The 26,437-nt window shown below is 64.4% G+C and carries 28 protein-coding genes and 1 pseudogene; 12 read left to right on the top strand and 17 right to left on the bottom strand.

The annotated features are described in order from the left end of the window. Positions 1-44: 44 nt before the first annotated feature. The 3 genes from METH_RS02680 (at position 45) to METH_RS02670 (ending at position 3,078) form a co-directional block, all read left to right on the top strand. Complete coding sequence (locus tag METH_RS02680; RefSeq protein WP_024088866.1) at positions 45-758, top strand: HAD family hydrolase; 714 nt, start codon at positions 45-47, stop codon at positions 756-758. Positions 759-874: 116 nt separating this feature from the next. Continuing rightward, a complete protein-coding gene (locus tag METH_RS02675; RefSeq protein WP_024088865.1) occupies positions 875-1,201 on the top strand; it encodes a hypothetical protein in 327 nt (108 codons plus the stop codon). Positions 1,202-1,464: 263 nt separating this feature from the next. Then, a complete protein-coding gene (locus METH_RS02670; protein WP_024088864.1) occupies positions 1,465-3,078 on the top strand; it encodes a D-alanyl-D-alanine carboxypeptidase family protein in 1,614 nt (537 codons plus the stop codon). Between the two features lie 278 nt (positions 3,079-3,356). On the opposite strand, the gene ccoS is transcribed toward METH_RS02670, so the two are convergent. From ccoS to METH_RS02645, 5 genes are all read right to left on the bottom strand, one after another. Next, positions 3,357-3,515 carry a cbb3-type cytochrome oxidase assembly protein CcoS gene (ccoS, locus tag METH_RS02665; RefSeq protein WP_024088863.1) on the bottom strand — a complete coding sequence of 53 codons (159 nt, stop codon included), beginning with the start codon at positions 3,513-3,515 and terminating at the stop codon, positions 3,357-3,359. A 30-nt stretch (positions 3,516-3,545) separates the two neighbouring features. Further along, entirely contained in the window at positions 3,546-5,723 is a 2,178-nt protein-coding gene (locus METH_RS02660; protein WP_024088862.1) for a heavy metal translocating P-type ATPase, read from the bottom strand. Between the two features lie 5 nt (positions 5,724-5,728). Then, on the bottom strand, positions 5,729-6,193 hold the full coding sequence (locus METH_RS02655) for a FixH family protein (RefSeq protein WP_024088861.1): 465 nt from the start codon (positions 6,191-6,193) through the stop codon (positions 5,729-5,731). Between the two features lie 3 nt (positions 6,194-6,196). After that, positions 6,197-7,627, bottom strand: a complete 1,431-nt coding sequence (gene ccoG, locus METH_RS02650; RefSeq protein WP_044008310.1) for a cytochrome c oxidase accessory protein CcoG — start codon at positions 7,625-7,627, stop codon at positions 6,197-6,199. A gap of 229 nt (positions 7,628-7,856) precedes the next feature. Next, positions 7,857-8,732 carry a LysR family transcriptional regulator gene (locus METH_RS02645; protein WP_024088859.1) on the bottom strand — a complete coding sequence of 292 codons (876 nt, stop codon included), beginning with the start codon at positions 8,730-8,732 and terminating at the stop codon, positions 7,857-7,859. A gap of 98 nt (positions 8,733-8,830) precedes the next feature. On the opposite strand from METH_RS02645, the gene METH_RS02640 reads away from it, so the two are divergent. Together METH_RS02640 and METH_RS02635 are read left to right on the top strand one after the other, a co-directional pair. Continuing rightward, complete coding sequence (locus METH_RS02640) at positions 8,831-9,010, top strand: hypothetical protein (protein WP_024088858.1); 180 nt, start codon at positions 8,831-8,833, stop codon at positions 9,008-9,010. Positions 9,011-9,266: 256 nt separating this feature from the next. Further along, positions 9,267-9,959, top strand: coding sequence for a DUF2270 domain-containing protein (locus METH_RS02635; RefSeq protein WP_044008309.1), 693 nt, complete (start codon positions 9,267-9,269; stop codon positions 9,957-9,959). A gap of 23 nt (positions 9,960-9,982) precedes the next feature. Here the strand turns inward: METH_RS02635 and METH_RS02630 are convergent, their stop codons facing one another. The 5 genes from METH_RS02630 to ccoN form a co-directional block, all read right to left on the bottom strand. Further along, positions 9,983-10,798: a class I SAM-dependent methyltransferase gene (locus METH_RS02630; RefSeq protein ID WP_024088856.1), complete on the bottom strand. Its 816-nt coding sequence runs from the start codon at positions 10,796-10,798 to the stop codon at positions 9,983-9,985. 140 nt (positions 10,799-10,938) lie between these two features. Then, a complete protein-coding gene (gene ccoP, locus METH_RS02625; RefSeq protein WP_024088855.1) occupies positions 10,939-11,808 on the bottom strand; it encodes a cytochrome-c oxidase, cbb3-type subunit III in 870 nt (289 codons plus the stop codon). Continuing rightward, a complete protein-coding gene (locus tag METH_RS02620; RefSeq protein ID WP_024088854.1) occupies positions 11,805-12,017 on the bottom strand; it encodes a CcoQ/FixQ family Cbb3-type cytochrome c oxidase assembly chaperone in 213 nt (70 codons plus the stop codon). The genes ccoP and METH_RS02620 overlap by 4 nt, the downstream gene beginning before the upstream one ends. Before the next feature lie 10 nt (positions 12,018-12,027). Beyond that, positions 12,028-12,756: a cytochrome-c oxidase, cbb3-type subunit II gene (gene ccoO, locus METH_RS02615; RefSeq protein ID WP_024088853.1), complete on the bottom strand. Its 729-nt coding sequence runs from the start codon at positions 12,754-12,756 to the stop codon at positions 12,028-12,030. Positions 12,757-12,770: 14 nt separating this feature from the next. Beyond that, complete coding sequence (gene ccoN / locus METH_RS02610) at positions 12,771-14,381, bottom strand: cytochrome-c oxidase, cbb3-type subunit I (protein ID WP_024088852.1); 1,611 nt, start codon at positions 14,379-14,381, stop codon at positions 12,771-12,773. Between the two features lie 204 nt (positions 14,382-14,585). On the opposite strand from ccoN, the gene METH_RS02605 reads away from it, so the two are divergent. Then, complete coding sequence (locus tag METH_RS02605; RefSeq protein WP_024088851.1) at positions 14,586-15,425, top strand: universal stress protein; 840 nt, start codon at positions 14,586-14,588, stop codon at positions 15,423-15,425. Between the two features lie 80 nt (positions 15,426-15,505). Here the strand turns inward: METH_RS02605 and METH_RS02600 are convergent, their stop codons facing one another. Together METH_RS02600 and METH_RS02595 are read right to left on the bottom strand one after the other, a co-directional pair. Continuing rightward, positions 15,506-15,763 carry a GlsB/YeaQ/YmgE family stress response membrane protein gene (locus METH_RS02600; protein ID WP_024088850.1) on the bottom strand — a complete coding sequence of 86 codons (258 nt, stop codon included), beginning with the start codon at positions 15,761-15,763 and terminating at the stop codon, positions 15,506-15,508. Between the two features lie 179 nt (positions 15,764-15,942). Then, positions 15,943-17,145, bottom strand: a pseudogene (locus METH_RS02595) (serine hydroxymethyltransferase). Positions 17,146-17,266: 121 nt separating this feature from the next. On the opposite strand from METH_RS02595, the gene METH_RS02590 reads away from it, so the two are divergent. After that, positions 17,267-18,100: a LysR family transcriptional regulator gene (locus METH_RS02590; protein ID WP_024088846.1), complete on the top strand. Its 834-nt coding sequence runs from the start codon at positions 17,267-17,269 to the stop codon at positions 18,098-18,100. 32 nt (positions 18,101-18,132) lie between these two features. Here the strand turns inward: METH_RS02590 and fnrL are convergent, their stop codons facing one another. After that, complete coding sequence (gene fnrL, locus METH_RS02585; RefSeq protein ID WP_024088845.1) at positions 18,133-18,873, bottom strand: transcriptional regulator FnrL; 741 nt, start codon at positions 18,871-18,873, stop codon at positions 18,133-18,135. Positions 18,874-18,935: 62 nt separating this feature from the next. On the opposite strand from fnrL, the gene METH_RS25245 reads away from it, so the two are divergent. Genes METH_RS25245 through METH_RS25230 form a run of 4 tightly spaced genes read left to right on the top strand, consistent with a single transcriptional unit; the run spans position 18,936 to position 19,888 of the window. Then, positions 18,936-19,241: an oxygen-independent coproporphyrinogen III oxidase gene (locus tag METH_RS25245; RefSeq protein ID WP_342667070.1), complete on the top strand. Its 306-nt coding sequence runs from the start codon at positions 18,936-18,938 to the stop codon at positions 19,239-19,241. Next, positions 19,238-19,417: a hypothetical protein gene (locus tag METH_RS25240; RefSeq protein ID WP_024088843.1), complete on the top strand. Its 180-nt coding sequence runs from the start codon at positions 19,238-19,240 to the stop codon at positions 19,415-19,417. The genes METH_RS25245 and METH_RS25240 overlap by 4 nt, the downstream gene beginning before the upstream one ends. Continuing rightward, entirely contained in the window at positions 19,414-19,590 is a 177-nt protein-coding gene (locus METH_RS25235) for a hypothetical protein (RefSeq protein ID WP_024088842.1), read from the top strand. The genes METH_RS25240 and METH_RS25235 overlap by 4 nt, the downstream gene beginning before the upstream one ends. Then, positions 19,544-19,888, top strand: coding sequence for a hypothetical protein (locus METH_RS25230; RefSeq protein WP_342667069.1), 345 nt, complete (start codon positions 19,544-19,546; stop codon positions 19,886-19,888). The genes METH_RS25235 and METH_RS25230 overlap by 47 nt, the downstream gene beginning before the upstream one ends. Before the next feature lie 319 nt (positions 19,889-20,207). Here the strand turns inward: METH_RS25230 and METH_RS02575 are convergent, their stop codons facing one another. The 4 genes from METH_RS02575 to METH_RS02560 are packed head-to-tail and all read right to left on the bottom strand — an operon-like array spanning position 20,208 to position 25,915. Next, a complete protein-coding gene (locus tag METH_RS02575) occupies positions 20,208-21,788 on the bottom strand; it encodes an ABC transporter ATP-binding protein (RefSeq protein WP_024088840.1) in 1,581 nt (526 codons plus the stop codon). Then, on the bottom strand, positions 21,785-22,891 hold the full coding sequence (locus tag METH_RS02570) for an ABC transporter permease (protein ID WP_024088839.1): 1,107 nt from the start codon (positions 22,889-22,891) through the stop codon (positions 21,785-21,787). The genes METH_RS02575 and METH_RS02570 overlap by 4 nt, the downstream gene beginning before the upstream one ends. A gap of 3 nt (positions 22,892-22,894) precedes the next feature. Beyond that, a complete protein-coding gene (locus METH_RS02565) occupies positions 22,895-23,980 on the bottom strand; it encodes a microcin C ABC transporter permease YejB (RefSeq protein ID WP_024088838.1) in 1,086 nt (361 codons plus the stop codon). Positions 23,981-23,989: 9 nt separating this feature from the next. Then, the gene (locus tag METH_RS02560; RefSeq protein WP_024088837.1) at positions 23,990-25,915 is read right to left on the bottom strand and encodes an extracellular solute-binding protein; all 1,926 of its coding nucleotides are present in this window, start codon (positions 25,913-25,915) and stop codon (positions 23,990-23,992) included. 216 nt (positions 25,916-26,131) lie between these two features. On the opposite strand from METH_RS02560, the gene METH_RS02555 reads away from it, so the two are divergent. Continuing rightward, on the top strand, positions 26,132-26,368 hold the full coding sequence (locus METH_RS02555) for a putative hemolysin (protein ID WP_044008308.1): 237 nt from the start codon (positions 26,132-26,134) through the stop codon (positions 26,366-26,368). Positions 26,369-26,437: the final 69 nt, after the last annotated feature.

Below are 26,437 nucleotides of genomic sequence, written 5' to 3'. Positions count from 1 at the left end.
TATAGCCTCTATACTGTTCAGGAAAAGAGACTGAGACCCGCAGATTGATACGTAATTTGACAACAATCGGCTTTGATGCCGACGATACCCTTTGGCACAACGAACGGTTCTTCCGCGTCACGCAGGAAAGATTCGCCGAATTGCTGATGGATCACACCCCCGCCGACATTGGTCCGCAGCAGCTGGAGCGGCTGCTGATGGATGCCGAAAAACGCAATCTGGGGCGCTATGGCTACGGGGTGAAAGGGTTCGCGCTCTCGATGATCGAAACCGCGATCGAGGTGACGCAGGAACAGGTGCCTGCCTCTGTGATCAAGGAGCTGATCACAGCGGGGCAGATGATGCTCTCATACCCGATCGAACTGCTGCCCCATGCGCGCGAAGCGGTGGAGGCGGTTGCCGGCCGGTACAAAGTGGTGCTGATCACCAAGGGCGACCTCCTGGATCAGGAACGCAAGCTGGCGCAATCGGGCCTGGGTGAGCTGTTCGACGGGGTCGAGGTGGTCTCAGAGAAAACACCGGAGGTTTACCTGGACATTTTCCTCCGTCACGGCGACGGCGCCGAGCGGGCGATGATGATCGGCAACTCAATGCGCTCGGACGTGGTGCCGGTGATCGAGGCCGGCGGCTGGGGCACCTATGTGCCGCACGGGCTGGTCTGGGAGGTGGAGCACGCCGAAGCCCCCGAACACAGCCCCCGCTATACCGAAATCGCAGATCTGAGCGGGCTGGCCGATTTGGTAGACCAGCTTGGCTGACGGTCACAGGCCCCCCGGTTGATTTCCGGCCCTGCCCTGAACTCCGGGTCCGCACGCTGTTCATCGGACCGGCAATGGCATAACACCGCCCGCACAGCCCTGGGAAACGCCGGAAGATGCCGCACGCCGAACTGAAATTCTCCAGCGATCTGGAAATCGACGCCATATCCATCCTGGCGGAGATCGAGACCGTGATCCTGGAACACGACAGCGGCGCCGGCGCCTGCAAGGGCCGGGCCTATCCGGCCGCGCAGTTCCACCACAGCCATATCGCCTTCACTGTGGCCCTGCTGGCCAAGCCGCACCGGGACGAGGTGTTTTCCCGCGCCCTGCTGGCGGATCTCGAATCCCGGATCAAGGCGCGGTTGCCCCAGCCCTGCGAATTCTCCCTCGGCCTCAGCTATTCCACCCCCTTCTACGTGACCAATTTTCACGCGGGTTAACGGCGCAATCCCGGCGTATGCGGCCTGCGGGACTGGGAATCGGCTGCCCTGCAATCGGGAAAACTCAACTTTTTTCGGTAACCTTTTGTTAGCACTTACTGCATCTTGCGGGACCTTCGGACACATCCCACAAGATGCCGGCAGAACAGCGGGCGTAGCGCTCAACAGCGCCTGCCGCCGTGGTTTATTCCTCAGCAACCTTATGTTAGGCTTTCGCTCACAGGCAAAATCGTCAGCCGGAAAACCGGCGGCATGAGGCAAACATGGCAGTGATCACGCAGGTCAATCCGGCGTCAGGCCGGTACTTCCGTACCCGGTTCCTTTGGACAGCCGCGGTTTTTCTTATTGCAGCAATTGTGCTGGCTCTCCAGCCGCACCGGGCCGCCGCCGCGCCCTATGCGGCGATGGTGATTGATTCCCGGACCGGCGAGGTGCTGCATTCGCGCAATGCCGACACCCGTCTGCACCCGGCATCCCTGACCAAGATGATGACCCTCTACATCGCCTTCGAAGCGGTGCGGAACGGCGAGATCACGCTTGATACCAAAGTCAAGATCAGCCGCAACGCCGCCGCTGAGCCGCCCTCGAAACTGGGCCTGCGCTCCGGCCAGCGGATTGCCTTCCGCTACCTGATCCGCGCTGCAGCCGTGAAATCCGCCAATGACGCCGCCACCGCCATCGGCGAGACGCTGTCCGGCTCCGAGGCCGCTTTTGCCCGCCGCATGAACCGCACCGCCAAGGCGCTGGGGATGAGCCGCACAACCTTCAAGAACGCGCATGGCCTGACTGCCAGCGGGCATCTGTCGACGGCCCGCGACATGACCACACTGGGGCGGCATCTGCTTTATGACTACCCCGAATATTACAACCTGTTCTCGCGCCGCACGACCAATGCCGGGGTGCGCGAAGTGCCCAATACCAACCGCCGCCTGCTGGCCAGCTACCGCGGTGCCGACGGGATCAAGACCGGCTACACCCGCGCCGCCGGCTCCAATCTGGTGGCCTCGGCCAAACGCGGCAACGAACGGATCATCGCAACCGTGTTCGGCGGCAAATCCTCCACGGCCCGCAATGCCAAAGTGGCGGAACTGCTGGACCTCGGCTTCCGCCGTGCGCCGTCGCGCGCGGCCCTGCGCAAGCCGCGGCGGCCCGCCTACCAAGGCGCCGGCGTGGTCATAGCCGACGCCGGGGACAGCAGCAGCAGCGCAGGCGCTGCAGGCAAGACCATCCGGGTCAGCGGCCAGGTCAACACCAGCCTGCGGCCCAAGACGCGCCCGGGCCTCAGCGAGTCGCCGGTGCTGGTGGCCGCACTTGAAGAGGCGCTGCAGACACCGCCCGCTACGGACGCTTCCCCCGCGGAAGCTGCCGCCCAAACCGGGAAGATTGAAAATGTCCGGACCGTCAGCGCCGAAGGTGCGCTGCAGGGGGAGGCCATCCGCAACAGCATCGCCGTTGCCCTCGCCGAAGCAGAGGCAGAACCCGCGCCGGCAGCCCAACCCGCAACAGCCACGGTCATCGCTGCGGTGCAAAAGGTGCCCTTCAGCGGCCTGCGGCCCGTGGCCCGCCCGGCCAGCCTGGCCCATGCGGCCGCCTCGCCCGAACCGGAGCCGGTGGTTGTGACCCGTCTCTCCACCTCCGGCGGCCGTTACTGGGGTGTCAACGTGGGCCTCTACACCAACCGTTACCAGGCCGAAAAGGTACTGCTGCGCACCGCGATGTCGGAGCTGGAAACGCTGGACGGGTCGCTGCGCAAGGTGGCCAAGACCCGCCGCGGCTTCGAGGCCAATTTCCTTGGCATGAGCCAGGAGCAGGCGGAACTGGCCTGCCGCCGCCTGAATGCCCGCAACGTGACCTGCAAACCGATCGGCCCGTCCTGAACCGGGGTCAAAACCCTGCAACGGTACAGCAAACAATACCAAAGGCGCCCCTGCGGCGCCTTTTCCATGCCGGATGCCTTCTTCGTGCCGGAAACATGGAGCCAATCAGCCGCTCCCGCCCGTCGTCAGCCTTTTTGCAAAAAGACTTCCTCCCGTTGGGCGTGGCACCGCGCCCTGCGCGGTGCCACGCCCAACGCCGCCAAGGGGCTCTGGCGCCAGCCAGCGCATCTGCGGGGGCGGGAGGGGCTGACCTGCGGCTCAGCTGCCGGCGGCCGGCATCAGGGCTTGGGCTTGTCGTCCCATTCGTCGCTCAGGATCCGGCGGGAATCGCCTTCCGGGTCGTCATACTGGCTGCTGCGCAGCGTATAGAAAAACGCCGCCAGCCCGACCGAGCCGAGGATCAGTGAAATCGGGATCAGATAGGCAAGGACGCTCATGGTTTCAGGTCCGCTGTGGCAGGCGCCGGCTTATCGCAGCCGCAGCGCATTGAGGGAGACTGTGATGGAAGAGGTAGACATCGCCAGCGCCGCAATCAAGGGCGTCGCCAGCCCGGCAATCGCCAGCGGCACCGCAATCACGTTGTAGAGCGTGGCAATGCGGAAGTTCTGGCGGATCCGGCGGGTCGCCTTTTGCGCCAGGCTGCAGGCCTCGGCAATCGGCGACAGATCCTGCCCCAGCAGAACGATATCCGAGGCCACCCGCGCCGCATCCAGCGCCGATGCCGGAGAAATCGACACATGCGCCGCAGCCAGCGCCGCGGTGTCATTCAGCCCATCGCCCACCATCAGAACGTTTCTGCCTTGCTCTGTCAGCATCTGCATACGGGCGCATTTGTCCGCCGGCAGCGCCTCGGCCACCCAGTTGCTGATGCCCAGCCGCCCGGCCAGATCCTCAACCGCACCGGTGGCGTCGCCGGAGATCAGCAGCACATCCTTGCCTGCGTCCTGCAGCGCCTGCACTGCCTCCGCGGCACCGGGACGCAAGGCATCGGTGAACAAAAACGCCTTGGCCTCCCCTGCCCCGCTGTCCAGCCAGGCCGCCGTCTGGCTGCCCTGCTCGGCGCCGGCCCAGGCCGCCCGGCCCAGCCGCACGGGCCGGCCGCGGAATAGGCCTTCCGTGCCATAGCCCGGCACCTCGGCGATCTTCTGCACCTTGGCAGCAGAGACCCCGGCGTCGCGGGCGGCGCCGGCCAGCGCCACCGACAGCGGATGCGAGGAGCCTTCGGCCAGCGCCAGGGCGATCTCCAGATCCGCGCGGGCATGATCGCCCAGGTTGGTCGCCTGCGGCGTGCCGGCGGTCAGCGTCCCGGTCTTGTCAAACACCACCGTATCGACTTCCGCCAGCCGCTCCAGCGCGGTGGCGTGTTTGATCAGCATGCCCCGTCTGAACAGCCGGCCGGAGGCGGCGGTGGTCACCGCAGGCACCGCAAGGCCCAGCGCACAGGGGCAGGTGATGATCAGCACCGCCGCGGCGATGTTCAGCGCCATGCGGATGTCGAAAGTCCACAGATACCAGCCGGCAAAGGCCAGCGCCGAGAGGATATGCACGCCGGGCGCATAAAGCTTGGCCGCGCTGTCCGCCAGCGAGGTATAGCGCGACCGCCCCGACTCGGCGATGGCCACCAGATCGGCCATCCGGTGCAGCGAGGCGTCCTCGCCCACTGCCGTAGCCCGGATGGTCAGCGGGCCAGTGAGGTTCACCTCCCCGGCTGAAACCGCCAGCCCGGGTGCTGCAAACACCGGCAGGGTTTCCCCGGTCAGCAGCGAGCGGTCCAGTTCCGACTGGCCCTCGGCGATCTCGCCATCCACCGGCATCCTCCCGCCGGGGCGCACCAGGATCAGATCGCCAACCGCCAGATCCGCCACCGGCACCTCGTGTTCATTGCCATTTAGCAGCCGGATCGCGCGCGGCACCTCCAGCGCCGCAAGTTCCTCGGCGGCGGAGCGCGCCACCGCGCGGGTGCGGTAGTCCAGATAGCGGCCCGCCAGCAGGAAGAACGTCAGCGTCAGCGCCGCATCGAAATAGGCGTGCTCGCCCGACAGCGACGTCTCCCACAGCGAGGTGGCCAGCGCCAGCACCAGCGCCAGCACAATCGGCACATCCATGTTCAGCCGCCCCACCCGCAAGGCGCTCCAGGCGTTACGAAAAAACGGCTGGGCGGCAAAGATGACCGCGGGAAAGGCGATCGCGGCAGAGATCCAATGGAACATATCCCGCGTCGCATCCGGCGCCCCGGACCAGACCGAGACCGACAGCAGCATCACATTCATCGAGGCAAAACCCGCCACCGCCAGCCGCATCAGCAGGTCACGCCCCGCCTTGTCGTTCCGGGTTGCCGCTAGCGCCGCCAAGTCCAGCTCATGCGCCTCATATCCAATGCTTTCCAGGACCGGGATCAGGTCAGCAGCCCGCAGGTCCGGCTCGGCCTCGATCAACGCCCGCTTCAGCGTCAGATTGACCCGCGCTGAACGGATGCCGGGATGCGCGTTCAACGCCCGCTCCACCGCGGAAATACAGGCCTGGCAGTGGATGCCGGGCAAGGACAGCGCCAGCCGCGCCTCGGCCGGGGCCTGTTCCCCGCCGTCCTGCGGGGCCGCGGCACAGGCCGGACAGGCCGCAAGCGAGGGGCGGAGCCGGGCGGTCATGAGGGTCAGCCTTTCACATGCAGGATCACCCGCTGGGTGAACTCGGTGCCGTCCTTGGCCCGCGCCACCATGCGGATGTTCCAGTTGCCCGGCCCCAGATCGGCCGGCGCCACATAGGCCTTCCCGTCAAAGATGAACGTCGGCTGCTGGTCGTCCTGCACATGGGTCGCCCGGCCCAGCGTCGCGCTCAGCTTGGCGACCTCCACCGGGGCGCCCTCGGCATCGGTGATCTCCAGCTTGACCTGCTGCCCCTGCCAGGAGGCATAGACCGACCAGCCCAGCGCCTCCTGCGCAGTACGGCGCACATCGAACTCCTGGCTGGCGACATAGGAGTTCTTCACCTCCAGCCCCGGAAAGGTCTTCACCGCATTCACTGCCAGGGCGAGGTTCGCCCCGATGATCACCGCAAAGGCGCCGCAGAACAGCATCAGGGCGTGCTTGCCGGTGAATTCGCGTTCGTGCTTGGCCATGGTTCAGTCCCCCGTGCCGTTAAAGCTGGTGTCTTTATGGGCCCGCTCGCCGCTGTCCAGATCTTCCACCCAAATGCGCACCGGAGCCGAGCCCGCCCGGGACGGCGCGGCGTCTTTCGGCGCCACGATATAGACCCGCTGCAGCAGCGCCGTGTCGGCGGGCACCATCACTGTCACGCCTTCGGTGCCCTCCAGTGCGATCTGCATCGACGGGTCGCCCTTCAGCGACAGCTGGAACGGGCGCGGCTCGCCGTGCTTGTTGCGCAGCCGCACATCATAGGTGTTGCGGATCGCGCCATCGGACAGTGTCACATAGGTCGGGTTGCGCACCGGCGCCACGGTCAGTTCGATATCGGCGCGGATGAACAGCGCGAACAGCAGCCCCGCGCCGACCAGCGACCACAGGCCGGTGTACAGGAGGGTGCGCGGCCGCAGGATGTGCTTCCAGATGCTCCGGGGCGGCTTGCCTGCGCGCTCCTGCGCCTCGTCCGACAGCGCCATATAGTCGATCAGCCCGCGCGGCTTGCCGATCCGGGCCATCACATCGTCGCAGGCGTCGATGCACAGCGCGCAGGTGATGCATTCCATCTGCTGGCCGTCGCGGATGTCGATCCCCATCGGGCAGACGTTGACGCAGGCCATGCAATCAATGCAATCGCCCTGCCCCTCGGCCACCTGGCCCTTCTTCAGCTTGCCGCGCGGCTCGCCGCGCCAGTCGCGGTAGCCGACGGTCAGCGTGTCCTCGTCCATCATCGCGGCCTGGATGCGCGGCCAGGGGCAGGCGTAAATGCAGATCTGCTCGCGTGCGAAACCGCCGAACAGAAAGGTGGTGCCGGTCAGCACCAGCATGGTGGTATAGGCAACCGGGTGCGCATTCAGCGTCACCAGGTCATAGGCCAGCGCCGGCGCATCTGCGAAATAGAACACCCAGGCGCCGCCGGTCGCCAGTCCGATCACGAACCAGGAGACCCATTTGGTCAGCCGCAGCCGCGCCTTGCGGAAATCCATCTTCTTCTGCCGGTGCAGGCGCAGCCGGGCGTTGCGGTCGCCCTCGATCCAGCGCTCCACCAGGATGAACAGGTCGGTCCAGACGGTCTGCGGGCAGGCATAGCCGCACCAGACCCGGCCCAGCGCCGAGGTGAACAGGAACAGCCCCAGCCCGGCCATGATCAGCAATCCGGCGACAAAGTAAAACTCATGCGGCCAGATCTCGATCCAGAAGAAATAGAACCGGCGGCCCGCCAGATCCAGAAGCACCGCCTGATCCGGCAACGATGGCCCGCGGTCCCAGCGGATCCACGGCGTCAGATAGTAGATCCCCAGCGTCACCGCCATGATGTACCATTTCAGGTTCCGGAACGGACCGGACACGCGCCGCGGATAAATCGGCTCCCGGGCGGCGTACAGGCTGGGGGCTGGATTGGAATCGCTCACGGACTGTCTCCGTCTTGTGGCTGTCTCGCGCCGTTGTCACAGATGCGCAGTGCCGGAACATTGACGTGGATCAAAAAGCGCATCGCACAATCATGTTTCCGGCCCGCTCAGGCGCATCGTGAAGGCAACCCGCCACCTATGCCTGCCCGCCCGGTGCCGCCAGAGGCAAGTTGCCGCAGCGCAGCGATGCGGCGCTGCAAGGAGGATTTCCGCCAGCAGGCCGCCGGTTTCACCGCTCTGCCCGCTGCCGCCGCAGCCAGCCGGTCAACCGGCGCGCCTCCGGGCGCAGCACGCCGGGGCGGGTGGCGATATGATAGCCCCGGTCTGCGCCTTCGGTGAACAGCTCCAGCAGCCGCCCGCTGTGCAGATCCTCGGCAACAAACTCCCGCACGCTGACCGCCACCCCCTGGCCCGCCCGCACCGCCTGCATCAGCAGATTGCCGGGCAGCCGGGTGCGCGGCCCGCGCAGCACCCCGGTGACACCGCGCGATTCCAGCCAGCGCGAGGCCTCCGAGGTGCCCAGCTCCTCCAGCCAGGGCAGATCCAGCAAATCCTCCGGGGCGGTCACCTGCCGCCCGTCCAGTAGACTGTCCGCCGCAATCACCACCATCGGAGATTGCAGCAGCATCTCCGCCACCAGCCCCGGCCAGTTGCCGTCGCCATAGCGGATGGCGATGTCGATCCCGCCCGGCTTCAGCTCGGCAAGCTCGCCGCGCGGATCCAGCACCAGATCGATCTCCGGATGCTCCGCCTGGAACCCGGCCAGCCGCGGCATCAGCCAGTGCGCGGCAAACATCGGCGTGCAGGTCACATGCAGCGGCCGGGCGGCCCCTGCAGCGGATATCTCCTGCACCGCGGCCTCGATCGCGCCGAACCCCAGATGCAGCGCACGGGCCAGATGCTCCCCGTCCGCTGTCAGCGCCAGCGCCCTGCCGCTGCGGTCCAGCAGCGCAGCCCCCAGATGCGCCTCCAGCCCGCGCAGCTGCTGGCTGATGGCAGCGTGGCTGACATTCAAAGCTGCCCCCGCCTGCACCACATTTCCTGTTTCGGCAAAGGCGGCAAAGGCCCTCAGCGCTGTCAACGGCGGCAAGCTCAGCCAGTCCATATGTAATCCTGCCTTACATGAAGCGATTTTTCTTAACTCGCAAGAATCACCGTTTCAGGCAAGCATAATCCCCAGACGCCAGGATAGGAGGCACTGAAATGCTGATCGATATCTACGCCCGCTCGATGATGGCCGCCACGCGGCAGGACTGTGTAAGGCTGCGGGATCTGCCTGCGCCCGCCCCCCTGTCCCGCCCCGCAGGCAGGTTCACCCGGCTGATGCGCTGGCTGACTGCCAAGCCGCCGAAAACGCGCTGCATTCATCCGCAGAGCATCTGACCCCTGACCACACGGGAAGACAGAAAAAGCGCCGGTTTTCCAGGAAACGCGCGAACAGATCGGAAAACCGGCGCATGACCCGTTCAGCCTGCACGTCGGCCTTGCGGGATTTCATGCTGCCCAGAAGGGCTGTTCAGCCCAGCAGCAATCTCTGTCATCTGCGGTTTTACCCGGTTTGCCGCCGGCAAAATTTGACACCGATCAAAAAGGCGCAAAATATTTGCCCGGTTCCGGTAAAAATTCTACCCTCGCCTTTATGGCAACAGCAAAGACTGAACAGACAGCCGCCGAAAACCGCGCACCGCTGACGTCGGCCGAAATCGGCGCCCTGGCGCATTTGTACCGGGGGGAGATCTACCGCAGCACGGTCTGGCGCACCCGCCTGGACACCACCACCAACTGGTCGGTGGTCACCCTGGGCGTGGCTCTGTCGATTTCCTTTTCCTCCCCCAACGCCTCGCCGCTGCCGCTGATCCTGGTGGGGGTGCTGATCATCTTCTTCCTGATGCTGGAGGCGCGCCGCTACCGCTATTTCAACGTGTTCCGCGCCCGCGCCCGCTGGATGGAAACGCATTTCTACACCCCGATGCTGATCGAGGGCGATCTGCATCTGGAAAAGCACTGGCAGGATGTGCTGGCCGCCGACTATCTGCGCCCCGAATACCATGTCGGCGTGATGACCGCGATCGGGCGGCGGATCCGGCGCAATTACTTCTGGATCCTGCTGATCCAGTCAATGGCCTATGGCGGCAAGCTGGCGGTGCATCCCGCCGGGGTGCAATCCTGGCAGCAGGTGCTGGACCGGGCCGACATCGGCCCCTTCCCCGGCGAACTGGTGCTGGGAACCGGCATTTTCTACGTGCTGCTGTGGGGCGGTATCGCCTGGTGGAGCGCCAACACCGACGCCGCCCGCGCCCGCAAACGCAGCTCGGCGACGTCGATGGGCTGAGGCCTGTACCCGCCTGCGGCACCTCATTCTGCTGTCTTGCCTGCTACCATTGTAAAGCTCATCGGCAGCTGCGCCTGCCGGTTCTGGTAGACGTCGAACTCTGCTTCCCGGTTGGAATGCGGATATTCCTCGAACCGGGTGATATCCATCCCTGCATGAATCAGCCCCATAACGATATCGCTCATCTTATAGCTGAACCAGTAAGACGGCGGTGCGGATTGTGTGCTGCCGTCATAGGTGATTGCCTGCTCCACCACCGCCGGCGCCTCGCTGAAATAGGAATAGGCCGGCAGATGCGGCTGTTTCGATGTTGGCTCGAACATCTCCAGCACCGGGTGCGTTTCGTAAATCACCAGCCGCCCGCCCGGCCGCAACAGCCCGGCCACCGCCTGGAAAAACCGGTCCAGGTCGGGCATCCAGTTCAGCACGCCGATGGTGATCACAGCAAAATCAAAATCGCACCGGATGCCGGATGGCAGGTCATAGATATCAGCGCATAGGAATTCACAATCCGATCGGGCGATGCCTTTCAGGATCTCCGCCTGCTTCAGGAACTCCGCCGAATGATCTATCCCCAGGCAACGCTCCGCACCGAAGGCGGCCAGAGACAGCGTCTCGCGTCCATTGTTGCAGCCGGCCTGAACCCCTGAAAGACCCTGAAGCTCAAGCCCTTCCAGCGTCCGGGTCATCGTTGCGTCAAACGCCGAATACCCTGTCCGGGCAAATCCCGCGGTCAGTTCCTGCCACAGAGCATTGCCCTGATGCAGCCGCGCCGAATCGTCCCAGGCAAGGCGGTTTGCTGCAACCGCCTGCTCCAATCCTATGTGTTCTTCACCCATATCCAGCCCCGCAATAATTTGATCAAATAATGCGGACGATGCCGAAAAACCGAACTGAGATCAACCCCAGGGAGACTCATCCATGAAAAAGGGCCGCCCGCAGGGCAGCCCTTTCCGCGTCTTGTGAAACCGGATCCGGCTTACTCGCCGCCGCCCAGCTGATGGACATAGGAGGATACCGCGCGGATCTCCGCCTCGGTCAGGCGGGTGTTCCAGGCCGGCATCACGCCATAGCGCGCATTGGTCACGGTCTCGGTCAGGGTGGCGTAATCGCCGCCGTACAGCCAGATCGCATCGGCCAGGTTCGGCGCGCCCTGGCTGCGGTCGCCGGTGCCGTCCCCGGCGTGGCAGGAGGCGCAGTTGCCGGCAAAAACAACCGATCCGGCCGCAACCTGGGCAGAATCCTGCGGCGCGCCCGACAGCGACATCACGTAGTTCACCACCTGGGAGATCTCTTCTTTCTCAAGCAATCCGTCACGGCCGAAGGCAGGCATCTCGGAATAGCGCGCATCGTCGCTGTCCTCATTGCGGATGCCGTGGTTGATGGTGGCGTGGATTTCCTCCACCGACCCGCCCCAAAGCCAGTCGTCATCAAGCAGGTTCGGATAGCCCTTGGCACCCGCCGCACCCGAGCCGTGGCACTGGGCGCACCAGGTCTTGAACACGGCGGACCCCGCCGACACCGCATAGGCGTTCAGCCCGGCATCACCTGCTATGGCAGTCAGCTCAGCCGCTTCCAGCTTGGCATTGACCGGCGCGTTGGCCTCTTCCACCGCCAGGATCTCCGCCGCCACATCAGCCCGGGTCGACCAGCCCAGCACCCCGGCAGTGGCGCCGTTGATCAGCGGCCAGGCCGGATAGGCCACGGTGTAAAGCACCCCCCAGATGATGGTGGCATAGAAGGTCCACAGCCACCAGCGCGGCATCGGGTTGTCGAATTCCTCGATCCCGTCCCACTCATGGCCGGTGGTGTTCGGATCGCCTTCGAACTTTTGCGATTTCTTGCTCATGCCCTCGCCTCCTTGGTCCCGGCGGGTTTGGCTGCATCTTCCCGGGGCGCCGGTGCATCGTCATGCCGGAACGGGATGTCGGCGGTGTCCTTGTAGACCTTGGTGCTGCCCGGGCGGAACGCCCAGACCACAACGCCGATGAAGAAGGTGAACAGGAACAGCAGCATCCAGCTGTCCGCGAATTGCCTGAGGAGCGTATAGAATTCCATCTTTGCCTCCTTACCGGCTCGCGTCCGGGGTGAAGGTCGAGAAATCGACCAGCGTGCCCATCATCTGCAGATAGGCGATCAGCGCATCGGCCTCGGACACCCCGGGCTGGCCGTCGAAGTTGCGCACGTTGACCTTCTCGCCGTAACGCTCCAGCAGCCCGTCATAATCGCTGTCGGGATCGGCCTGGGCGCGGAAGTCGGCCTGCGCGGCCTCGACCATCGCGTCCGTGTAGGGGGTGCCCAGCAGCGCGTTGGTCGCCATCACGTCGCCGATGTATCTCCCATCGATCCGCTTACGCTCCAGGAAGCCGTATTTCGGCATCACCGATTCCGGCACCACCGCCTGCGGGTTGCGCAGGTGGTCCACATGCCATTCGTCCGAGTAGCGGCCGCCGACGCGGGCCAGGTCCGGCCCGGTCCGCTTGGACCCCCACTGGAACGGCCGGTCATACATCGATTCCGCCGCCAGCGAGTAGTGGCCGTAGCGTTCGACCTCGTCCCGCATCGGACGGATCATCTGGCTGTGGCAGACATAGCAGCCCTCGCGGATGTAGATGTCGCGGCCGGCCAGCTCCAGCGGGGTGTAGGGGCGCATGCCCTCCACCTTCTCGATGGTGTTTTCCAGGTAGAACAGCGGTGCGATCTGCACCAGGCCTCCGATGGTCACAACCAGGAAGCTGAAGATCAGCAGCAGGGTCGCGTTGGTCTCGAGGATCTTGTGTTTGTCGAGAATAGACATTGCTTCCTGGCTCCTTATTCAGCCGGAACCGGAACCGTCAGGCTGGCCTCTTTGGCCGGCGCCTTACGGACCGTCATCCACAGGTTGTAGCACATGATGATAGAGCCGGTGAGGAACATCACCCCGCCAAGGGCCCGGCCGATGTAGGGCCAGAACTTCGCTGCCACGGTGTCGGCAAAGGAGTTCACCAGGAAGCCGTTGGCATCCACTTCACGCCACATCAGGCCTTCCATGATACCGGTCACCCACATCGAAGCCGCGTAGAAGATGATCCCGATGGTGGCGAGCCAGAAGTGCCAGCTGACCAGGCTCAGCGAATACAAGCGTTCCCGCTTCCACAGCACCGGCACCAGATAGTAGAGAGCGCCAAAGGTGATCATGCCGTTCCAGCCCAGCGCCCCGGAGTGCACGTGGCCGATGGTCCAGTCGGTGTAGTGCGACAGCGAGTTCACTGCGCGGATCGACATCATCGGACCCTCGAATGTGGACATGCCGTAAAAGCCCAGAGAGATCACCATCATCCGGATCACCGGATCGGTGCGCAGCTTGTCCCAGGCGCCCGACAGGGTCATCAGGCCGTTGATCATGCCGCCCCAGCTGGGCATCCACAGGATGATCGACATCACCATGCCCAGGGTCGAGGCCCAGTCCGGCAGCGCGGTGTAATGCAGGTGGTGCGGACCGGCCCAGATATAGAGGAAGATCAGCGCCCAGAAGTGGATGATCGACAGCTTGTAGCTGAACACCGGACGCTCGGCCTGTTTCGGGATGAAGTAATACATCATCCCCAGGAAGCCCGCAGTCAGGAAAAAGCCCACGGCGTTGTGGCCGTACCACCACTGGATCATCGCGTCCTGCACGCCCGGCCAGACGATCACCGACTTGGAGCCCCAGACCGACACCGGCAGCGCCATGTTGTTGACCAGATGCAGCATCGCCACGGTCACGATGAACGCCAGGTAGAACCAGTTCGCCACATAGATATGCGGCTCCTTGCGCTTGATGATGGTGCCCAGGAATACCGCCAGATAGGCCACCCAGACCACGGTCAGCCACAGGTCGACGTGCCATTCCGGCTCCGCATATTCCTTGGACTGGGTCGAGCCGAACAGATAGCCGGTTGCCGCCAGCACGATGAACAGCTGGTAGCCCCAGAACACGAACCACGCCAGATTGCCGCCCCACAGCCGCGCCGCCGAAGTCCGCTGCACCACATAAAAGGAGGTCGCGATCAGCGCGTTGCCGCCAAAGGCAAAGATCACTGCCGAGGTGTGCAGCGGACGCAGGCGGCCGAAATTGGCAAACCCTTGCGCCCACTCGAAATTCAGCGCCGGAAAGGCCAGTTGGAACGCAATGAAGGTCCCGGCCAGAAACCCGACCACGCCCCAGGCTGCGGTGGCAATTGCACCAGCGCGGATCACACTGTCGAAATACTCATTTTCCAGGCCAGCAACTGCCGGTTCCGGCTCGTTGGTCTGGCGCAAAGTATATAGAAACAGGCCGCCGGCCACGATCATCACGATGATCGCATGCACCTGGTAAGCCAGATCCCGCGCGTAATTGGAACCGATCATCGCAAACAGCGTGACCAGACCAAGCGCAATCAGCTTGATATAGTTAGACATCTTGCGTCCCTTCACCATGCCCCCGCGAATCCTGCCGATACGGGGACGTTATTAGACCGCGCCCTTCATGCAGAAGCCGCATCTTTGCTGCCTTGATCTGCATCAAGACATGTTCGAGCAACATGTGACACTTCTGCCTGTGTATCGAAAATCTCTGCACCGCAGCCATCCGGGCTGCGCCGCATCATCTGCCGGGAGGTGCCAATGTCCTACAAGTCCTTGCTTACCATTCTCACAGCTACAGAAACGGCAGCGGCGCCTTTGGCGCAGATTACGGCCCTGGCCGAAGACTTCGGCGCCCATGCCGATGCGTTCTGCCTTGGTGTCGACCGCACTCAGACAGGATACTATTACGCAGGCGCCAATGCCTTGGTGCTGCAGGAAACCCTGGTCCGCGCCCAGGAAGAAGCTGAACAGGTTAAGGCCCAGGCAGAAGCGGCACTGCAGCAGGCAGGGGTGCCCTATGGCACCGACAGCGGCGTGGCGCAGATCGCGGACCTCGGCCGCCATGTGGCGCGCCAGGCCCGGTTTTCCGATCTGGTGGTGCTCGGCAAGCCTTATGGCCCGGGCACGCGCGCCGAGGCCGAACCGATTGTCGAAGCCGCCCTGTTCGAAGGCCGCGCCCCGGTGCTGGTGGTGCCCGCCGAAGCCGCGCCGATGCGGCGGCCCAAAACTGTTCTGGTGGCCTGGAACGAAAGCATCGAGGCGATGACCGCGATCCGCAGGGCGATGCCGTTCCTGACCGGCGCCGATCTGGTGCGCATCGCCGTGATCGACCCGCCGCAGCACGGGCCGGAACGCTCCGACCCCGGCGGCCTGCTGGCGCAGATGCTGTCCCGTCACGGGGCCACGTGCGAAATCGATGTGCTCAGCAAGACGCTGACCCGGGTGTCGGACGTGCTGATCCGCTATGCGGCAGACACCGACGCCGATCTGATCGTGATGGGCGCCTACGGCCATTCCCGCTTCCGCGAAGCGATCCTTGGCGGTGCCACCCGCAACATGCTGGAGCAGGCCACGGTGCCGGTGCTGATGGCGCATTGACGGCCCGGTCAGGCTTGCCCCCGCCGGTCAAAAAAAGGGCGCCCTCAAGGGCGCCTTTTTCAGTCGGCTGCCCCTGCGCTTCAGCCGGCCCTGCGGATCAGGCCGATCAGGAACAGCAGGATCACCGCACCGATGGTGGCATGGATCAGCGACCAGAAAAAGCCGCCGCCGGCAGCAAACCCCAGCGCCGGAAAGATCAGGCCCGCCAGAAAGGCGCCAACCACGCCGACGATGATATTGCCAAGGATGCCAAAACCGCGCCCTTGCATGATCTTGCCGGACAGCCAGCCGGCCAGCGCCCCGACGATCAGCATCCCGATCAAGCTTCCAAACTGCATTTCCGCCTCCGTTCGCTGTAATGGCACCAGTAGACCACAACCGCAGCGTCAGGTCACCTGCAGGCTTCAAAGGGCCTGCCGGAACGCGCGGCCAGCCGGTGCCGCTCCCGCCCGTCGTCCGCCCTTCCTGGCGAAAGGCCTCCTCCCGTTGGGCGGGGCACCGCCCCGGGTTTCCAGCCTTAACCCTGGCGGATGTAGTGCATCCCCGGGAAGACCGCGCGGACCTCTGCGGTTTCCGCCGCCAGCGCGGCCGGATCCTCTGCTCGCAAGCCGCGGGCGGTCAGCTCTGCCAGCTGCGGCGCGTGCCTTGGTTTGACCCCGCCGCGCACCAGTTCCGGGGTGCCGATCCGCAACCCGTTCATGACGCCGGGCCCCTCCGCCACCGGCAGTCCGATACCGCAGGCCAGGAACCCGGCCTTGCGCAACTGCTTTGACGCCGCCTGGCCGCCGCCGTACCCCACGGCTTCCAGTGCGAACTGATGCGACTGCGTCATCCCAGCGCCCGGGCAAATACCGGCAGCCCCAGTCCGGCCAGGGCCTGCGCCAGCGCCAGCGACAGATCCGCCATCGCGCGGGCGTATTCAGCGCCGTGATCCACCCAGTCCAGCAGGCTCATCGCCAGCGCCGCTGATTTGGCCGCGTCGAAATTGGCGGTCATGCCGGGAAAGGCGATGGCATCCAGCCGCGCGGCGATATCAGCCTCATTGGTGACGATCAGCCCGCCAGCCGGGCCGCCCAGGCTTTTGCAGGTGCTCATCGTCATCAGATGCGGGAACAGGTTGAGGCTGCCGCCAATGGTGATCAGCTTGGACCGCACCTGCCGCGCCAGATCGCGCAGCGCGTCCAGATCAACCGTGTATCCATCCGCATCCACCGGCGCCGGATGGGTCCGCAGCCCGTACAGCCCGGCACAGCCCGCCCGCGTGATGGGTCACATGGCCGCCCGCCGCGGCAGGCGGCGCGATGATGGCATCGCCCGGCCGGGCCAGCGCCATGAACCCGTAGAGCTTCGCCAGCGCGCCGGACCCCACCCGGATCTCCGCATAACGCGCCTTGAACACCTGTGCGGCCAGTTCCGCTGCGATGACTTCGATCTCCTCGGCCGCTTCCTGCCCCATCTCGTATTTGCCGCTTGGATAGCCCAGCGACGGTCGGCTGCCGAGCTCGCTGGCCAGCAAAGCCTCTGCTGCCGGGTTCATCACGTTGGTGGCCGGGTTCAGGTTGAAACAGTCGCGGTCATGGATGTCCCTGTTGCGCGCCGCCAGCGCGCTCAGCCGGGCAGCGGTCGCTGCGCTGCCGGCAGCGGCGGTCATCGCGGCCGCCCTCTGCACGTAATCCTCGCACGGGGCCGGCACCCAGTGGCGGCGGGCAAGGTCTGGCATGGCCTGTCTGCGTCGCGCCTTGGCGGACAATCTCTGCTGCTGCCGATCAAAGCGCTCCTCCCCCCCCTGCCCGCAAATCAGATTTGCAGAAAACTAGGGTTAGAAAAATTGAGGCTAAGCCATGGCTGTTTCCCCGCCCCCTGCCAAATCCCTGCCCCTGACCGCCCTGCGCGCGTTTGTGGCCGCCGCGCGGCTGGGCGGGTTTGACGCCGCCGCGCAGGAGCTGGGCGTGACCCCCGGCGCGGTTTCGGCCCAGATCAAATCGCTGGAGGACGCAATGCAGGCGCCACTGTTCGACCGCCGCCCGAAACAGGTGGCCCTCACCGCACTGGGCGCGCGGGTGCTGCCGCAGTTCACTGCGGCCTTTGACCAAATGAACGCCGCGGTCCGCCATCTGCGCGAAGACGCGCAGCCCGGCACCGTGCATATCGCCACCCTGCCCGCAATCGCGCAATACTGGCTGTCGCCGCGCCTGCCTGCCCTGCGCGCGGCGATGCCGGACACCGAGGTTTCGATCACCGCAACCGAAGAGCCGCCGAACCTCAAGCGCACGCCTTATGATCTTTGCCTGTTCTATGGCGGCGATCAGGGCACTGCGATCGAACAGGACGTGATCTTTCCGCTCTGCGCCCCTGCGCTGGCGCAGCAGCTGCACGAACCGGCGGACCTGCAAGATGTGCCCTGCCTGTCAGACGCGGTCTGGGCGCAGGATTGGGACCATTGGCTGCAATCCTCCTGCCCCGGGCAGGGGCTGCACCTGAGAAGGCCGCAATACTCGCTCTATGCGCTGGCGGTTGAGCAGGCCGTCAATGGCGCCGGGGTCCTGATCGGGCATCGGGCTCTGGTGGCGCCGTTTGACATCCCGGCCAGCCTTGCCACGGGACTTGCGGCTGTGGAGCCTGCGCGCCCCCGGCCGGCGCAGCGCTGCGGCGCGGGTGGCGCGCTGGCTGGTTGAAAACGGCTAGGGCATTGCAGGGAAATGCGGACTCAGCCGAGGAAAACGCCGTCGCTGTCGTCGCCGGCTTCTTCCATCAGCCGGTGCATATCAGGCACCGTGACGTGGCGCTTGCCTTCCAGCTCGATGACCCCGTCCCGTTTCAGGGCCGAAATCTGGCGGCTGACGGTTTCCAGCGTCAGGCCCAGGTAATCCGCCATCGCCTCGCGGGTCAGCGGCAGGTCGAACACCATCCGGCTGGTGGCGCCGCGCCGTGTCAGCGAGGCATCGCGGCGGGCAATGATCGACAGCAGGCTGGCAATCTTCTCGCGCGCGGTCTTGCGGCCCAGCACCAGCATCCACTCTCGGGCTGCGTCCAGCTCGTCCAGCGTCATTTGCAGCAGCCGGTGGGCGATATGCGGGGTGCGCTCCATCAGCTCTTCAAACGGCTTCCTGCGGAAGCAGCACATCACCACATCAGTGGTCGCAGCCACATCATAAGCCGCGCCTTCGCGGCCCGGCCGGCCGACAAAATCGCTGGGCAGCAGCAGGCCCACCATCTGGGTGCGCCCGTCCTCCATCGTCTGGGTCAAGGTGGCAATGCCTGACACAACCGAGCCGACAAAGGTCATCACGTCGCCGGCCCAGATGATCGGCTGGCCGGCCTCATAGGTGCGGTAGTATTTGATCGCATCCAGCTCATTCAGCTCATCCGCGTCGCAGCGCGCGCAGACGGCGCGGTGGCGGATCGGGCAGTCGCCGCATCTGGCCGGTGACAATGCTGGAGCGTTCATCAGGGGATCCCCGTTGATCTGGGCCAAGGCTGGTCTGGGCTGGCCTGCCTAAAGCTAAAGGAATGGACCGGAAACCTCAATTGGCCAGGCTCGGATTATTCGACGCCAAAGTGCCGCGCTATAAAAGCTACCCGCCCGCGGCGCATTCCGGACACGCGGTGGATCCCGTGCGGATTTCCGATTGGGTGTCAAAGGTCCGCCCCGGCAGCAGTATTTCACTCTACGTGCATGTGCCATTCTGCCGCAAACTGTGCTGGTTCTGCGCCGTCCGCACCCAGGGCAGCCGGTCGGACGCGCCGGTGGAAGCCTATGTTCAGGTTCTGAAGGCCGGGATCGCGCCGCCCCACTGCAGCTGCCGGAGGGCGTGACCCTGCCGCATCTGCAGTGGGGCGGCGGCACCCCGACGATCCTGAGGGCCGAACTGATCCGCGATCTGGCCAGCGCGGTCACAGCGGCCTTTCCGCTCGCCCCAGGGGCGCAGTTCCTGGTTGAAACCGACCCGAATGAGATCGGCGGCCGGAGGCGCTGGCTGAAGCCGGCATGACCCGTGCCTTGGTCGGGGTGCAGGATTTCGACAGCAGCATTCAGGAAGCGATCGGCCGCATCCAGAGCTTCGAGGCCACCCGGGCAGCCATTGAGCAGCTGCGCGCCCATGGGATTGCCAGCCTCGATGCCGCTATCCTGTTCGGCTGCCGCATCAGACAGCGGCGCGGGTGAGCGAAAACGTGCAACAGCTGGCGTCCCTGACCCCGGACCGGGTGGCGGTCTATGGCTATGCCCATGTGCCCTGGATGGCGGGGCGGCAAAGCATGATCCGCCCGGCCACGCTGCCAACGCCCGAGGCGGGCTGGCGCTGTTCGCCACCGCCCGCCGGCTGTTCCTGCGGGATGGCTACCGGGAGGTCGGCATTGACCATTTTGCGCGGCCCCGCGACAGCCTCGCCACGGCCCGGATGATTGCCCGCAGCTTTGACGTTTACAGCTGCGGCAAAGCCGCCCGCAGCTCCGCGTTTTGAAACCGTTCCCGGATGGCCAGCCTCTCCCGCCCGCCGCAGCTGCGCCTGTTGGCACAGCGCTGCCGTTGGGCCAGGCTCAGCGCCAGCGGCGCTGAGCCTGGCCCAAGGCCGCCAAGGACCGTCCGGCGCCAGCCGGAAGGGCCTGCGGGCGCGGGAGGTTTCCGCCTGTTCCGGGGCTGCGCAGACAGGTCAGAAACTCTGCCGCAATGTTTCGCGCGCGAAACATTCGGTCAAAAGGGCTGCCGCAACTTATGGGCGTTGCGCAGGCCGCGCGCGCATAAATGCTGCAAAGCCTGCCACAATGTTAACCAGGGGCGGGTTAACCCGCCGCCGCCAGCAGCCTGCGGGTGTACTCTGCCTGCGGGCTGGTGAACAATTCCTCGGCCGATCCGGTCTCGACCACGTCGCCCTGGTTCATCACCACCACCTTGTGCGACATCGCCCGCACCACCTTCAAATCGTGGCTGATGAACAGATAGGCCAGCCCGTAGCGCGCCTGCAGATCGCGCAGCAGCTCGACGATCTGCACCTGCACCGTCATGTCCAACGCCGAGGTCGGCTCGTCCAGCACCACCAGCTTGGGGCGCAGCACCATTGCGCGGGCGATGGCAATGCGCTGGCGCTGGCCGCCGGAGAACTCATGCGGGTAGCGGTCCATTGCGGCCGGATCCAGGCCGACCTCCCGCATCACCTCGGCCACCAGTTCGCGCGGCTTGCGGTGCTGATCGACCTTATGGATTTCCAGCCCCTCGGAAATGATCTGGGCGCAGGTCATCCGCGGGCTGAGCGAGCCGAAGGGGTCCTGGAACACGATCTGCATGTCCTTGCGCAGACGGCGCAAGTCGCGGGTGGACCATTTGCGCAGATCCTGGCCCTGAAAGGTCACCGCGCCCTCGGACGCGATCAGCCGCATGATGGCCAGCGCCAGCGTGGTCTTGCCGGAGCCGCTTTCACCGACAATGCCAAGGGTTTCGCCGGCCTGCACCGAGAGAGACATCGGGTTCACCGCCTTCACATGGCCCACTGTGCGTTTCAGCAGGCCCTTCTGGATCGGGAACCAGACTTTCAGGTTCTGCGCCGTCACCAGTTCTTTGGCGCCCGCGGGCACCGGCGGCGGCGTTCCCGACGGCTCAGCCGCCAGCAGTTTCCGGGTGTAGGGGTGCTGCGGGCTGGCAAAGATCTCTGCCGCCGGGCCTTCCTCGACAATTTCGCCGTCTTTCATCACGCAGACCCGGTCGGCAATGCGGCGCACGATGCCGAGGTCATGGGTGATGAACAGCAACCCCATGCCTTCGCTTTCCTTGAGATCCGCCAGAAGGTCGAGGATCTGCGCCTGGATGGTCACATCCAGCGCCGTTGTCGGCTCATCCGCGATCAGGATGTCGGGTTTGTTGGCCAGCGCCATGGCGATCATCACCCGCTGCCGCTGCCCCCCTGACAGCTGATGCGGATAGGCGTTGAGCCGGCTTTCCGCATCGCGGATGCCGACCTTTTCCATCAGCTCCAGAATGCGCGCCCGCGCCGCGCGGCCTGCCAGCCCCTGGTGCAGGGCGATGGATTCTTCCAGCTGCCGTTCGATGGTGTGCAGCGGGTTCAGCGAGGTCATCGGCTCCTGAAAGATGAAGCTGATGTCATTACCGCGCACATTCATCAGATGCTTCTCATCGGCGCCGACCATTTCGGTGCCGTCATAGGTGACCGAGCCTTCGACCCTGGCGCTGTCGCCCAGCAGCGAGACCGTGGAAAGCGCCGAGACGGATTTGCCGGAGCCGGATTCGCCCACCAGCGCCACGGTTTCGCCGCGGTCCACCGAGAAGGAGACGCCGCGCACGGCTTCGGTGATCCTGCCGTCCTGGCGGAAGGAGACGCGGAGGTCTTTGACTTCAAGAAGAGAACTCATGAAAACGTCTTTCTCGGGTCGAAGGCATCGCGCACGCCTTCGAAGATGAAGACCAAGAGCGACAGCATGATGGCGAAGGTGAAAAAGGCGGTGAAGGCAAGCCAGGGCGCCTCCAGGTTCTGCTTGGCCTGCAGCGTCAGCTCGCCCAGGGAGGGCGCCGAGGACGGCAGGCCGAAGCCGAGAAAATCGAGCGAGGCCAGCAGGCCGATAGTGCCGGTAATGATAAAGGGCAGCATGGTCAGCGTCGCCACCATTGCATTGGGCAGCATATGGCGGAACATGATTGTCATGTTGCCGACCCCCAGCGCCTTGGCGGCACGGACGTATTCCAGATTGCGGGCGCGCAGGAATTCCGCCCGCACAACGCTGACCAGCGAGGTCCAGCCGAACAGGATCATCAAAAACACCAGCAGCCAGAAACTGCGGCCCAGGATCGCAAACATGATGATGATCACATAAAGCGAGTTAACCGAGCTCCAGACCTCGATCAGCCGCTGGAAAATCAGGTCCGTGAGGCCGCCGAAATACCCCTGCACCGCGCCGGCCAGAATGCCCAGCAGGCTGGCGGCGCCGGTCACCATCAGGGTGAACAGGATCGACAGGCGGAAACCGTAGATCACCCGCGCCAGCACGTCGCGTTTGGTGTCGTCGGTGCCAAGGAGGTTCTGGCCATTGGGCGGCAGCGGCGCCGCGCCGGGACGGTCGACGGTGGTGTTGAAGCTGTAGGGGATCGGCGGCCAGAGGGTCCAGCCCTCCTCGAACCCCTCCCCAGCATAGGTGCCTGCGGCAATCTCCTCCAGGATCATTCCGGGCTCGTCAAAGCAATTCTCGATGCCACCGGAGCGGATCAGGCATTCCACCTCCGGGTCGCTGTAGATCGCCTCGGTCTGGAAGTCGCCGCCGAACCGGGTTTCCGGGTAGAAATTGAACACCGGCATGAAGAGTTCGCCGCGGTAGCTCACCAGGATCGGCTTGTCGTTGGCAATGAACTCGGCAAACAGCGAGAGTGTAAACAGCACGCCGAAGATCCACAGCGACCAAAAGGCGCGGCGGTTCTTGCAGAAATTGTGCCAGCGGCGCTGGTTCAGGGGGGAAAGCGCCATGTCTCAGCCCTCCCTCTTGTCAAAGTCGATGCGCGGGTCGACCAGCACATACATCAGGTCCGAAACGATACCGACCACCAGGAACATCAGGCCAAAGATGTACATGGTGCCGAACATCACCGGATAATCACGCGCCACCGCGGCCTCGAACCCCAAACGCCCCAAACCATCCAGCGAGAAGATCGTCTCGATGATCAGCGATTGGCCAAAGAAGACGCTGACAAACACCGCCGGAAAACCCGCAATCACGATCAGCATCGCATTACGGAATACATGGCCGTACAGCACCTTGCGTTCGCTGAGGCCCTTGGCACGGGCGGTCATCACATATTGCTTCTTGATTTCATCAAGGAAGGAATTCTTCGTCAAAAGCGTCAGGGTCGCAAAAGAGGCAATTGTGGAAGCCACCACCGGCAGGGTGATGTGCCAGAAATAGTCGCCGATCTTGCCAAACAGGCTGAGGTTTTCCCAATTGTCCGAGGTCAGCCCCCTGAGCGGAAAAACCTGCCAGTAGGAACCGCCGGCAAACAGCACCAGCAGCATGATGGCAAACAGGAAACCCGGGATCGCATAAGCCGCAATGATCACGCCGCTGGTCCAGGTGTCGAAGGGCGAGCCGTCGCGCATCGCCTTGCGGATGCCCATCGGGATCGAGATCAGATAGGCGATCAGCGTCGACCAAAGGCCCAGAGAGATTGAAACAGGCATTTTCTCCAGCACCAGATCGGTCACGTCGATCTTGCGGAAGTAACTCTCGCCGAAATCGAATTGCAGATAGTTGCCGACCATGATCACAAACCGTTCCAAGGGCGGCTTATCCAGGCCGAACTGCTGTTCCAGTTCCTTGATCAGCTCCGGCGGCAGCCCCTGGCGGCCGGCGTAGTTCTCATTGGCGCTGACAATTTCCGTTCCGGTGTCGCCGCCGCCGCCGGCAAAGCCTTCGAACACATCGCCGCCGCCTTCCAGCTGGGCGATGATCTGTTCCACGGGGCCGCCGGGCACAAATTGCACCAGCGCAAAGTTCACCAGCAGGATGCCGAACAGCGTCGGGATCACCAACAGCAGGCGTCGAAGAATATAGGCTGCCATGTCAGGTCCTTACCGCAGCGCACCGGCGGCTTTAAGCTCCGCCTCGCGGGCGGCGTCGATCCACCACAGATCCAGCAGGCCGGTGTCATAAGGCGGCAGATTTTCCGGATGGCGGTACATGTCCCAATAGGCAATCCAGTTCACGTCCAGATACCAGGTCGGCACCATGAACCGCTTGGCCCGAAGCACCCGGTCCAAGGCGCGGGCATTGGCGCGCAGCTCGTCCTGGGTGGTGGCCTTGACGATATTGCCGATCAGCGCATCCACTGCCGGATCGGCCAGCCCCGCCGGGTTGAACACCGAATACTCATGCGCCTCGGAGCCGAAGTACTGGTACAGGCCGGTCGAAGGCTCCAGCGACATCGGGTAGGCAGAGGAAATGATATCGAATTCCTTTTCCCGGCGGCGGCTGGTGTATTGGGCGTAGTCGACCCGGTTCAGCATCGCATCGACGCCCATGGTGCGCAGGTTGGTGACATAGGGCTGCACGATGCGTTCGATGGTCGGGCTGTCGGCGAGGAATTCGACCTTCAGCACCTCGCCTCGGGCATTGCGGCGCAGCCCGTCATCGCCAACGGCCCAGCCGGCCTCGTCCAGCAGCTTCATCGCCCGGCGCAGGTTCCTGCGGTCGCCGGGGCGGGACGCATTTGAGCTATGCGCCATCACCGGTTCCGAGGTCAGGATCGACGGGTCGATCTGATCGCCGAGCGCCTCCAGCACCTCTTTCTCGCGGCCCTCGGGCAGGCCTTTCGCCTGCAGCGGCGAATCCTGCCAGAAGGAGGAACGGTGGCGGAACAGCCCGTATTGCAGGCTTTCGTTGGTCCATTCGAAATTGAACCCCAGCTGCAGCGCCTCGCGGACGCGGATGTCCTGGAACTTGGGCTTCAGCAGGTTCATCACAAATCCGTTGGCGGCGGGCACATTGCCGTCGGGGATTTCACCCTTGATCACCTGGCCCTTGTCCACCGCGGCAAAGTCATACGCCGTGGCCCAGCTTTTTGAGTTGTTCTCGGGCCGCAGGGTGTAAACGCCGGCCTTGAACCCCTCCATCGCGGCGATCGCGTCGCCGAAATATTCGACCCGGATGCGGTCGTAGTTATGGCGGCCCACGTTCACGTTCAGATCCGTGCCCCAATAATCCGGATTACGCTTGTAGGTGATGCGCTGGTTCACCTCGGCGCTGTCCAGGACATAGGGGCCGGAGCCGATGCCGGGATCCAGCCGCGGTTCGTCCAGGCGGCGGTTTTCGGGATCTGCCTCGAACCACGCCTTGGAGAACACCGGCGTGCCCCCCACCTGGCTGATCATCGCCCGGCGCGGGAAATCAGGCGAGAAGTGGAATTTGACCCGGTGCGGGTCCAGCGCTTCGGCCTTGGGAATCCGCTTGCGCACCGCCTCGGCATAGGATTTCAGCCCCTGGTCCAGCAGGATATTGTGGGAAAACACCACATCATCAGCGGTGACCGGGGTGCCGTCGGAAAACCGCGCCTCGGGGCGCAGGTTGAAAATCACCCAGTCCTGGCTTTCAGGATACTCCAGGCTTTCGGCGATCAGCCCGTAGTAGGAGCCTGGCTCATCGTAGGATGCCACCAGCAGGCTTTCGAACTGGTCCGAAGACAGCGCCCCGGCGCGCCCGTTGCGGGTATAGGGGTTCATGCTGTCAAAGGTGCCGACGGCAGAAATCGACAATTCGCCGCCTTTGGGCGCTGCAGGATTCACATAATCGAAACGGGCAAAGCCTTCCGGATACTTCAGCGCCCCGAATTCGGCAAAGCCATGCGCCTTGATGAGCGCATCCTCCGCCCGCGCCAGCGTCGCTGCGGCCACCGTCAGGATAAGCCCCAGAAACAGCGCATGGGCCAGCGCCGCAGCCGCCTGCAGCGGGGTCATCCATTCTCTTGCGCGCACGCGCGCCGCAGCTCGAGCGGTGTTCATCTGCCATGACCTCCTTTGCCCGGAACTTCGGCCCGGATTTCCGCTGCCAAGCTAATGGCCGGGGGCGGTAACATTCAAGTTGAGATTAAGTGATATCTTCCGCTGTCTGGGCGCAAAGCAGCCGAAAGGCGCGCATTTGCAAGGCGCCGCTTGCCCGCAATAAAATTGCCTGCCAGCCTCGCATCACGATTGCGTTATGTAACGAGGGAGTTTCCGATGCTGAAGTCAATGAAATTTGCCGCCCTTGCGGTTGCCGGGGCCGCCGCGCTCAGCGCCTGCGCCCAGCAGGAAGAGGAAGTGGTGTACAGCAGCCCGGAAGAGGCCTATTGCCTGCAGACCGGCGGCAGCTACGTGCTGCGCAGCGGCAAGGCCGGCACCATCGGCGTCTGCATCCTGCCGGACGGCCGGGAACGCGATGCGCGGGCCTATTACCGGGAGAACAACCCGGCCTGAACCGGACCGGCGTCTGCCCGCATCAAAAAAGCCGCTGCAGTTCTGCAGCGGCTTCTTCAATCGGATAGC

The sequence above is a fragment of the Leisingera methylohalidivorans DSM 14336 genome, assembly GCF_000511355.1.
Taxonomy (GTDB): Bacteria; Pseudomonadota; Alphaproteobacteria; order Rhodobacterales; family Rhodobacteraceae; genus Leisingera; species Leisingera methylohalidivorans.
The sequence above is the reverse complement of the archived record's forward strand: the minus strand, read 5'-3'. Positions and strand labels throughout refer to the sequence as shown.

Bases quoted from the DNA above. Each gene is read 5' to 3' on its own strand.
- ccoN (WP_024088852.1), bottom strand. From the start codon at position 14,381: ATGTCTAACTATATCAAGCTGATTGCGCTTGGTCTGGTCACGCTGTTT.
- METH_RS02645 (WP_024088859.1), bottom strand. From the start codon at position 8,732: ATGGACTGGCTGAGCTTGCCGCCGTTGACAGCGCTGAGGGCCTTTGCC.
- METH_RS02630 (WP_024088856.1), bottom strand. From the start codon at position 10,798: ATGGGTGAAGAACACATAGGATTGGAGCAGGCGGTTGCAGCAAACCGC.
- METH_RS02640 (WP_024088858.1), top strand. From the start codon at position 8,831: ATGCTGATCGATATCTACGCCCGCTCGATGATGGCCGCCACGCGGCAG.
- ccoO (WP_024088853.1), bottom strand. From the start codon at position 12,756: ATGTCTATTCTCGACAAACACAAGATCCTCGAGACCAACGCGACCCTG.
- METH_RS02655 (WP_024088861.1), bottom strand. From the start codon at position 6,193: ATGGCCAAGCACGAACGCGAATTCACCGGCAAGCACGCCCTGATGCTG.
- ccoS (WP_024088863.1), bottom strand. From the start codon at position 3,515: ATGAGCGTCCTTGCCTATCTGATCCCGATTTCACTGATCCTCGGCTCG.
- METH_RS02600 (WP_024088850.1), bottom strand. From the start codon at position 15,763: ATGCAGTTTGGAAGCTTGATCGGGATGCTGATCGTCGGGGCGCTGGCC.
- ccoP (WP_024088855.1), bottom strand. From the start codon at position 11,808: ATGAGCAAGAAATCGCAAAAGTTCGAAGGCGATCCGAACACCACCGGC.
- METH_RS25235 (WP_024088842.1), top strand. From the start codon at position 19,414: ATGACCCGTGCCTTGGTCGGGGTGCAGGATTTCGACAGCAGCATTCAG.
- METH_RS02590 (WP_024088846.1), top strand. From the start codon at position 17,267: ATGGCTGTTTCCCCGCCCCCTGCCAAATCCCTGCCCCTGACCGCCCTG.
- METH_RS02670 (WP_024088864.1), top strand. From the start codon at position 1,465: ATGGCAGTGATCACGCAGGTCAATCCGGCGTCAGGCCGGTACTTCCGT.
- METH_RS02565 (WP_024088838.1), bottom strand. From the start codon at position 23,980: ATGGCAGCCTATATTCTTCGACGCCTGCTGTTGGTGATCCCGACGCTG.
- METH_RS02635 (WP_044008309.1), top strand. From the start codon at position 9,267: ATGGCAACAGCAAAGACTGAACAGACAGCCGCCGAAAACCGCGCACCG.
- METH_RS25245 (WP_342667070.1), top strand. From the start codon at position 18,936: ATGGACCGGAAACCTCAATTGGCCAGGCTCGGATTATTCGACGCCAAA.
- METH_RS02555 (WP_044008308.1), top strand. From the start codon at position 26,132: ATGCTGAAGTCAATGAAATTTGCCGCCCTTGCGGTTGCCGGGGCCGCC.
- METH_RS25230 (WP_342667069.1), top strand. From the start codon at position 19,544: ATGCCGCTATCCTGTTCGGCTGCCGCATCAGACAGCGGCGCGGGTGAG.
- fnrL (WP_024088845.1), bottom strand. From the start codon at position 18,873: ATGAACGCTCCAGCATTGTCACCGGCCAGATGCGGCGACTGCCCGATC.
- METH_RS02570 (WP_024088839.1), bottom strand. From the start codon at position 22,891: ATGGCGCTTTCCCCCCTGAACCAGCGCCGCTGGCACAATTTCTGCAAG.
- METH_RS02575 (WP_024088840.1), bottom strand. From the start codon at position 21,788: ATGAGTTCTCTTCTTGAAGTCAAAGACCTCCGCGTCTCCTTCCGCCAG.
- METH_RS02675 (WP_024088865.1), top strand. From the start codon at position 875: ATGCCGCACGCCGAACTGAAATTCTCCAGCGATCTGGAAATCGACGCC.
- METH_RS02560 (WP_024088837.1), bottom strand. From the start codon at position 25,915: ATGAACACCGCTCGAGCTGCGGCGCGCGTGCGCGCAAGAGAATGGATG.
- METH_RS02660 (WP_024088862.1), bottom strand. From the start codon at position 5,723: ATGACCGCCCGGCTCCGCCCCTCGCTTGCGGCCTGTCCGGCCTGTGCC.
- METH_RS02605 (WP_024088851.1), top strand. From the start codon at position 14,586: ATGTCCTACAAGTCCTTGCTTACCATTCTCACAGCTACAGAAACGGCA.
- METH_RS02620 (WP_024088854.1), bottom strand. From the start codon at position 12,017: ATGGAATTCTATACGCTCCTCAGGCAATTCGCGGACAGCTGGATGCTG.